This is a genomic window from Streptomyces sp. NPDC022552 (assembly GCF_055561875.1).
The window spans coordinates 116,872-123,121 of the sequence record NZ_JBVHGJ010000019.1; the positions used below are offsets into that span (position 1 = coordinate 116,872).

The following is a 6,250-nucleotide window of genomic DNA, read 5'->3' on the forward strand; positions in this document are numbered from 1 at the left end:
ATCCCCGACCGGCCGGGCCGGCCAGGCCGTCGGTTCCCTCATCAGTCGTGGCGTGCACCACCGACACGCTAGGCCACGGCGCGCCCGTGAAGCCGGGGTTCAGGGTGTCGCCGTCACCCTGTCCCTATGTTGGAGCAATGACTCGTGTACTCGCGGTGAGTACGGCCTTCCCGCCACACCGCTACATGCAGCAGGAGATCACCGACGACCTCGTCTCCAGCCTGCCGCCCGGGACCGACAGCGGCCTCCTGCGCCGGCTGCACGCCGGGGCTCAGGTGGACACGCGTCATCTCGCCCTGCCTCTCGACCGCTACCGGGCGCTCGGCACGTTCGGCGAGACCAACCGGCTCTTCGTCGAACTGGCCACCGATCTGGCCGTCGAAGCGGCCCAACGGGCCCTCGGCGACGCGGGGGTGCGCCCCGAGGAGATCGACCTGGTCGTCTCGACGACCGTGACCGGGATCGCGACCCCCTCCCTGGAGGCCCGCGTCGCCACACGGATCGGCCTGCGGTCCGACGTCACGCGCCTGCCTCTGTTCGGTCTCGGGTGCGCCGGAGGCGCCGCCGGACTGGCCCGAGCGCACGACCATCTCAGCGTCCGGCCCGGCGGCACGGCGCTCCTCCTGTCCACCGAACTGTGCTCGCTCACGTTGCAGCGCGGAGACATGTCGATGGCGAACCTGGTGGCGGGAAGCCTGTTCGGAGACGGAGCCGCCGCGCTCGTGGCCGCCCACAGCGACCGTGCGTCCACGCCGACGGGCGCGGCGGGAGTCTCCGGGCCCACCGTCGTGGCCACGCGCAGCCGTCTGTACCCGGGGACCGAGCACATGCTGGGCTGGGACGTCGGCGAGTGGGGGTTCCGCATGGTGCTGGGGCCGGAACTCCCCGAGCTGGTCCGGCTGCACGTGACCGAGGAGGTCGAGTCCTTCCTCGCCGAGCACGACCTCAAGCCCACGGACGTCACGGCGTGGATCTGCCACCCGGGCGGCCCCCGGATCCTCGACGCGCTCGCCGAGGAGCTCGGTCTGCCGGGCTCGGCCCTCTCCGCGAGCCGTCGCGCCCTGGCAGCCACCGGGAACCTGTCCTCCGCCTCGGTGCTGCAGATTCTGAGCGATACGCGGACGGCACCGCCGTCGGCGGGTACTACCGGCCTGATGATCGCCCTCGGGCCCGGCTTCTCGTCCGAACTCGTCCTGCTGGCCTGGTGACAACGCCGTGACGCCGTACACCGTACTGATCCTCCTGGTCGTCGCCGAGCGGTTCGCCGAACTCGCCGTGGCCCGCCGCAACGGCGCCTGGAGCCGAGCCCGCGGCGGCCTCGAGCACGGCGCCGGGCACTACCCGACCATGGTCGCCCTCCACACCGCGCTCCTCCTCGGCTGCCTCGTCGAGCCCTGGGCGGCCGACCGGCCCTTCCTGCCCCTGCTCGGCTGGCCCGCCCTCGCCCTCACGCTGGCCGCCCAAGGGCTCCGCTGGTGGTGCATCAGCACCCTCGGCCCCCGATGGCACACCCGCGTTCTGATCGTCCCCGACCTTCCGCTGATCGCCTCCGGGCCGTACCGGTACCTTCGGCACCCCAACTATCTGGCCGTGGTCGTCGAGGGCCTGGCCCTTCCCCTGGTGCACACCGCCTGGATCACCGCCCTGTGCTTCACGCTCCTCAACGCGGCTCTGCTGACCGTACGCATCCGCTGCGAGAACACCGCGCTGGCGCCTTCACGCACCCTGTCCGCCTCCGGTACGGCGCCGTGATCGACCTCCTCGTCGTCGGAGGGGGCCCGGCGGGACTGGCCACCGCGATCCACGCGGTGCGGCGCGGGCTCGACGTGGTGGTCGTCGAGCCGCGCCCCGCGCCCGTCGACAAGGCGTGCGGCGAGGGATTGATGCCCGCGGCGGTACGGGCTCTCGAGGCGCTCGGCGTGAGCGTGCCCGGGCAGGCCCTGCGGGGTATCGGCTACGTCGGCGCCGCCGACGGCCGGCGCGCCGAAGCCGTGTTCCGCACCGGATACGGCCTCGGCACGCGCCGGACCCTGCTGCACGAGGCGCTCACCGTCCGGGCGGCCCAGCTGGGTGTTCCGGTCGTCCAGCACCGCGTGCGCCAGGTGAGCCAGCACGACGCGTACGTCACCGCGGACGGGATGGCCGCCCGCTATCTCGTGGCGGCGGACGGGCTGCACTCCCCCACCCGCCGGACGCTCGGCCTGACCGTGCGTCCGGACGCCCGTCGGCACCCACCGAGGTACGGACTGCGGCGCCATTACGCGGTGGAACCGTGGAGCGACCTGGTGGAGGTGCACTGGTCGGCCGAGTGCGAGGCGTACGTCACGCCTCTGGGACCGCGGCAGATCGGTGTCGCGATCCTCACACGCCAACACGCCTCCTACGAAACCCAGTTGGTCCACTTTCCCCTCCTGGTGTCCCGGCTCCACACGGCCGACAGGACTCCGGTCAGGGGCGCCGGACCACTGCGCCAGCAAGCCCGTTCCCGGGTGGCCGGCCGGGTGCTGTTCGTGGGCGACGCTGCAGGGTACGTCGACGCACTGACGGGTGAGGGGCTCACCCTCGCTCTGGCATCGGCGGACGCGTTGGTGCGCTGCCTGCACGCCGACCGTCCACAGGCGTACGAAGGTGCGTGGCGTCGTCTGTCCCGCTCCTACCGTCTGCTGACGACGTCCCTCCTCTGGGCCCGGAACCAGCCCGGGCTGGCCCCCCTGATCACGCCGACGGCCGCCAGGTTCCCCGGCCTGTTCCAGCACGCCGTGAACCTGCTCGCCTGACGGGCAGGCGGCGGGCGGGCTTCAGGACGCGCGCCGGGCTCGGTCGTCAGCCCGGCCTCCGGCGCCCAGCAGGCCGGTCGCCTCGAACGGTTCGGTGCGTTCCAGGCGAGGCAGCTCGGTGCGGGCAACGTGTGTGACGAGGGGTGGGAGGAGCGCGCGCACCGGCTGGACGGCGCGGAGCCAGGCGGGCACGTACACGGATGCACTGCGCCGTCCCACGGCGGTGGCCAGACGTTCCGCGACCAGGTCCACCGGATGGACCTTGCGTGCGGGCTGCGGCATGTGGGCGCGCAGTTCACGCAGGACGGCGTGCCGGTCGGCGTCCCGGACCATGTCGGTGTCGATCCAGTTGAGGTAGGCGATACCGACCGCGACCCCCTGGTGGGCGACCTCGGCGCGCAGGGCGTGGGCGAAGGACTCGGCGCCGGCCTTGGACGCGCAGTAGGCGCTCATCAGAGGCGATGTCCCCATCGCGGCCAGGGACGTGATCTGGAGGTAGTAGCCGCGGGTGGCGAAGAGGTCGGGCAGGAAGGAGCGTGCCGTCGCCGCGCTGCCGATGAGATTGACCTCGATGACACGGCGCCAGACGTCCGGATCGGAGTCGGCGAACGGTCCTCCTTCGGCGACCCCGGCGTTGGCCACCACCGCGGACACGGGTCCGAAGCGGGCACGGATCTGCCGGGCGGTGTCGGCCATGGCCGCGTCGTCGGTCACGTCGGTCTCCCAGCACACCGCCTCGTGACGCAACGAGGCGGCGACCTCCTCCAGACGCGGCCCCTCCAGGCCCAGCAGGGCGAGCCGCGCACCCTGGTCGTCCAGCGCGCGGGACAGAGCCGCTCCCAGCCCCCGCGCGGCTCCCGTCACCACCACGGTGCGGCCCTCCAGGGGCCGGGTGCGCGTACGAATCCTCACGGCTGCCTCCGTCCGTCCGAGTACCGTCCGTCGGTCGGCCGCGTCTCCGCCCAGGGCCTTCGTCCGGTCTCCCTCGTTCCAGGATGCGCCCGCCGGGCGGTCGGACGCTGGCCGGGAGACCGACGGCGCACAGTCCTGGTGACTCTCGGCCACGGCGTCACGAGCGACCGTGACCGAGAACCGGCGAATGTGTCCGCCGGGAGACCCCGGCGGGAAGGGCACGCTCGGAACGCGTGAGATGCGGCGCGATCGGGGCACGCGCACCATGACCGTGACGCCGTCTGTCGAGGGAGGTCGCCGTGCCCCACGAGCCGCGGGACCGACCGGTTCGCCCTGCCAGGGCCCTGCCGAGCGGGTTCGCCGCGTCCAGACCGTCCCGGTAGGAGGAGCATCCTCATGGCCGTCCGTCATCAGCTGATCCACCGTCCCCCGCATGCCGTGTGGGCCGTTCTCGCCGATCCGACCCGCTACGGCGAGTGGGTGGTGGGCCCGTCCGAGTCCACGCCGCTCGACGACTCCTGGCCGGAGGTCGGCTCCCGGCTGCGCTACACCGTCCGTCTCGGCCCATGGTCGACCGACGGAACCACCACGGTCCGGCACACCGTTTCCGGCCGGGAGCTGGAACTGGAGGCGGCGTTCAAGGCCCTCGGCACGGCGAGGATCTTCCTCCAGCTCAGGCCGTGGGGAGAAGAGACCCTGGTCGTCTGCGACGAGCACCCGCTGCGGGGTCTGGGAGGGGCCCTGCACAACTCCGTCAGCGAAGCAGCCGTCCAGCTCCGGCACCGTGGCATGCTGGCCCGCCTCGCCAGGGTCGTGGAGCAGGACCGCACCGGGAGCCGGCATGCCTGACGCGGTGGTGATCGGCGCGGGGCCCAACGGCCTGGTGGCGGCGAATCTGCTGGTCGACGCGGGGTGGACGGTGGAGGTCCTGGAGGCCCAGGAGGAGCCCGGCGGGGCCGTGCGCAGCGACCGCGGGGTCCACCCGGACTACGTCTCGGACGTCTTCAGCGCCTTCTACCCGCTCGCCGCGGCCTCCCCGGTCCTCGCCCGCCTCGATCTCGCCGCCGAGGGCCTGCGCTGGAGCCACGCCCCGCGCGTGCTGGCGCACCCCCTGCTGGACGGCCGGTGCGCGGTCCTCGAACGCCAGGTGCAGGACACGTCGGCCGGGCTGGCGGAGTTCGCGACCGCCGATGCCGACGCCTGGGAGAACATGTACCGGACGTGGAGCCGGGTCGGGCCGGACCTCGTGCAGGCCCTGTTCACGCCCTTCCCGCCGGTCCGCGCCGGGCTCCGTCTGGCCGCGAAACTCCGCGCCACGGGCGGGCTCCGCCTGGCGCGGAACCTGACCCTGCCCGTGCGACGCCTGGGCGAGGAGGAGTTCGCGGGGGAAGGCGGGCGGCTCCTGCTGACCGGGAACGCCCTGCACGCCGACCTCACCCCGGAGGCGGCGGGCAGCGGCGGCTTCGGCTGGCTGATGTCGATGCTGGGCCAGAGCCACGGCTTCCCCGTGCCCGCCGGGGGTTCCAGCGCGCTGACCACCGCGCTGGTGAGTCGCCTCCGGCGCCGCGGAGGTGTCCTGCGCTGCGGGGAGCGTGTCGCGTCGGTCGTGGTGCGTGGGGGCACGGCGGTCGGGGTCAGGACCGCGGGCGGCGAGACCGTCGACGCGCGCCGTGCCGTACTGGCCGACACCTCGGCCCCGTCCCTGTACCGCGACCTCGTCGGCGAGGAACACCTCCCGCCCCGCCTCGTACGGGATCTGGAGCGCTTCCACTGGGATTTCGCGACCTTCAAGGTCGACTGGGCGCTGAGCGGCCCTGTGCCGTGGACGGCGGGGGGCGCGGTCGGCGCGGGGACGGTCCACGTGGCCGACGGTGTGGACGGCCTGACCCGGTTCGCAGCCCAGCTGGCCACGGGGCACGTCCCCGACGCGCCGTTCGCCCTCGTCGGCCAGATGACGACCGCCGACCCCGGTCGCTCCCCCGCCGGTACCGAATCGGCGTGGGCCTACACCCACCTCCCCCAGCGCATCACCGCCGACGCGGGCCCCGACGGCATCACCGGCCGGTGGGACGCCGGCGAGCAGGAGGCCATGGCCGATCGCATCGAGGCCCAGGTGGAACGCTACGCGCCCGGGTTCCGGACGCTGATCCGCGCCCGCCGCATCCTGGCCCCGGCCACCCTCCAGGCCCTGGACGAGAATCTGCACAACGGCGCCATCAACAACGGCACCACCGCCCTGCACCAGCAGGCGATCTTCCGTCCGACGCCCGGCACAGGCCGCCCCGAGACCCCCGTCAAGTGCCTCTACCTGGCTTCCGCGGCCGCCCACCCGGGAGGCGGTGTCCATGGCGCGCCAGGTGCGAACGCAGCCCGCGCGGCGCTGCGCCGACATGGGCTGCACGCCCTCTTCCACCGCGCCCAACACGTCTGAGGGCCCGGGGCCGGTTTCCAACGCGCCCACCACGTCTAAGGGTTGTCCCGTAAATGATCTACGGCATGCCAGTTGGCCAGTGCTGCCTTCCGTCACCCGGCGAGGGTGAGGTTGTGCATCCGGGCGATGC

The 6,250-nt window shown here is 73.2% G+C and carries 6 protein-coding genes; 5 read left to right on the forward strand and 1 reads right to left on the reverse strand.

Annotated elements, in window-relative coordinates; all coding sequences use genetic code 11:
* Positions 1 to 137: 137 nt before the first annotated feature.
* The 3 genes from ACZ3OF_RS33550 to ACZ3OF_RS33560 are packed head-to-tail and all read left to right on the forward strand — an operon-like array spanning position 138 to position 2,777.
* Positions 138 to 1,208 (forward strand): type III polyketide synthase, encoded by a 1,071-nt coding sequence (locus ACZ3OF_RS33550; RefSeq protein ID WP_361680928.1) that lies wholly within the window; start codon positions 138 to 140, stop codon positions 1,206 to 1,208.
* Between the two features lie 7 nt (positions 1,209 to 1,215).
* Complete coding sequence (locus ACZ3OF_RS33555) at positions 1,216 to 1,752, forward strand: isoprenylcysteine carboxyl methyltransferase family protein (protein ID WP_361680931.1); 537 nt, start codon at positions 1,216 to 1,218, stop codon at positions 1,750 to 1,752.
* Positions 1,749 to 2,777, forward strand: a complete 1,029-nt coding sequence (locus ACZ3OF_RS33560) for an NAD(P)/FAD-dependent oxidoreductase (RefSeq protein ID WP_361680934.1) — start codon at positions 1,749 to 1,751, stop codon at positions 2,775 to 2,777. The genes ACZ3OF_RS33555 and ACZ3OF_RS33560 overlap by 4 nt, the downstream gene beginning before the upstream one ends.
* A gap of 21 nt (positions 2,778 to 2,798) precedes the next feature.
* On the opposite strand, the gene ACZ3OF_RS33565 is transcribed toward ACZ3OF_RS33560, so the two are convergent.
* On the reverse strand, positions 2,799 to 3,689 hold the full coding sequence (locus tag ACZ3OF_RS33565) for an SDR family oxidoreductase (RefSeq protein WP_467308600.1): 891 nt from the start codon (positions 3,687 to 3,689) through the stop codon (positions 2,799 to 2,801).
* A gap of 396 nt (positions 3,690 to 4,085) precedes the next feature.
* Here ACZ3OF_RS33565 and ACZ3OF_RS33570 point away from each other — a divergent pair, with 396 nt between their 5' ends.
* Both ACZ3OF_RS33570 and ACZ3OF_RS33575 read left to right on the forward strand, forming a co-directional pair.
* The gene (locus tag ACZ3OF_RS33570; RefSeq protein WP_361680937.1) at positions 4,086 to 4,538 is read left to right on the forward strand and encodes an SRPBCC family protein; all 453 of its coding nucleotides are present in this window, start codon (positions 4,086 to 4,088) and stop codon (positions 4,536 to 4,538) included.
* Positions 4,531 to 6,120 (forward strand): phytoene desaturase family protein, encoded by a 1,590-nt coding sequence (locus tag ACZ3OF_RS33575; RefSeq protein WP_361680940.1) that lies wholly within the window; start codon positions 4,531 to 4,533, stop codon positions 6,118 to 6,120. The genes ACZ3OF_RS33570 and ACZ3OF_RS33575 overlap by 8 nt, the downstream gene beginning before the upstream one ends.
* Positions 6,121 to 6,250: the final 130 nt, after the last annotated feature.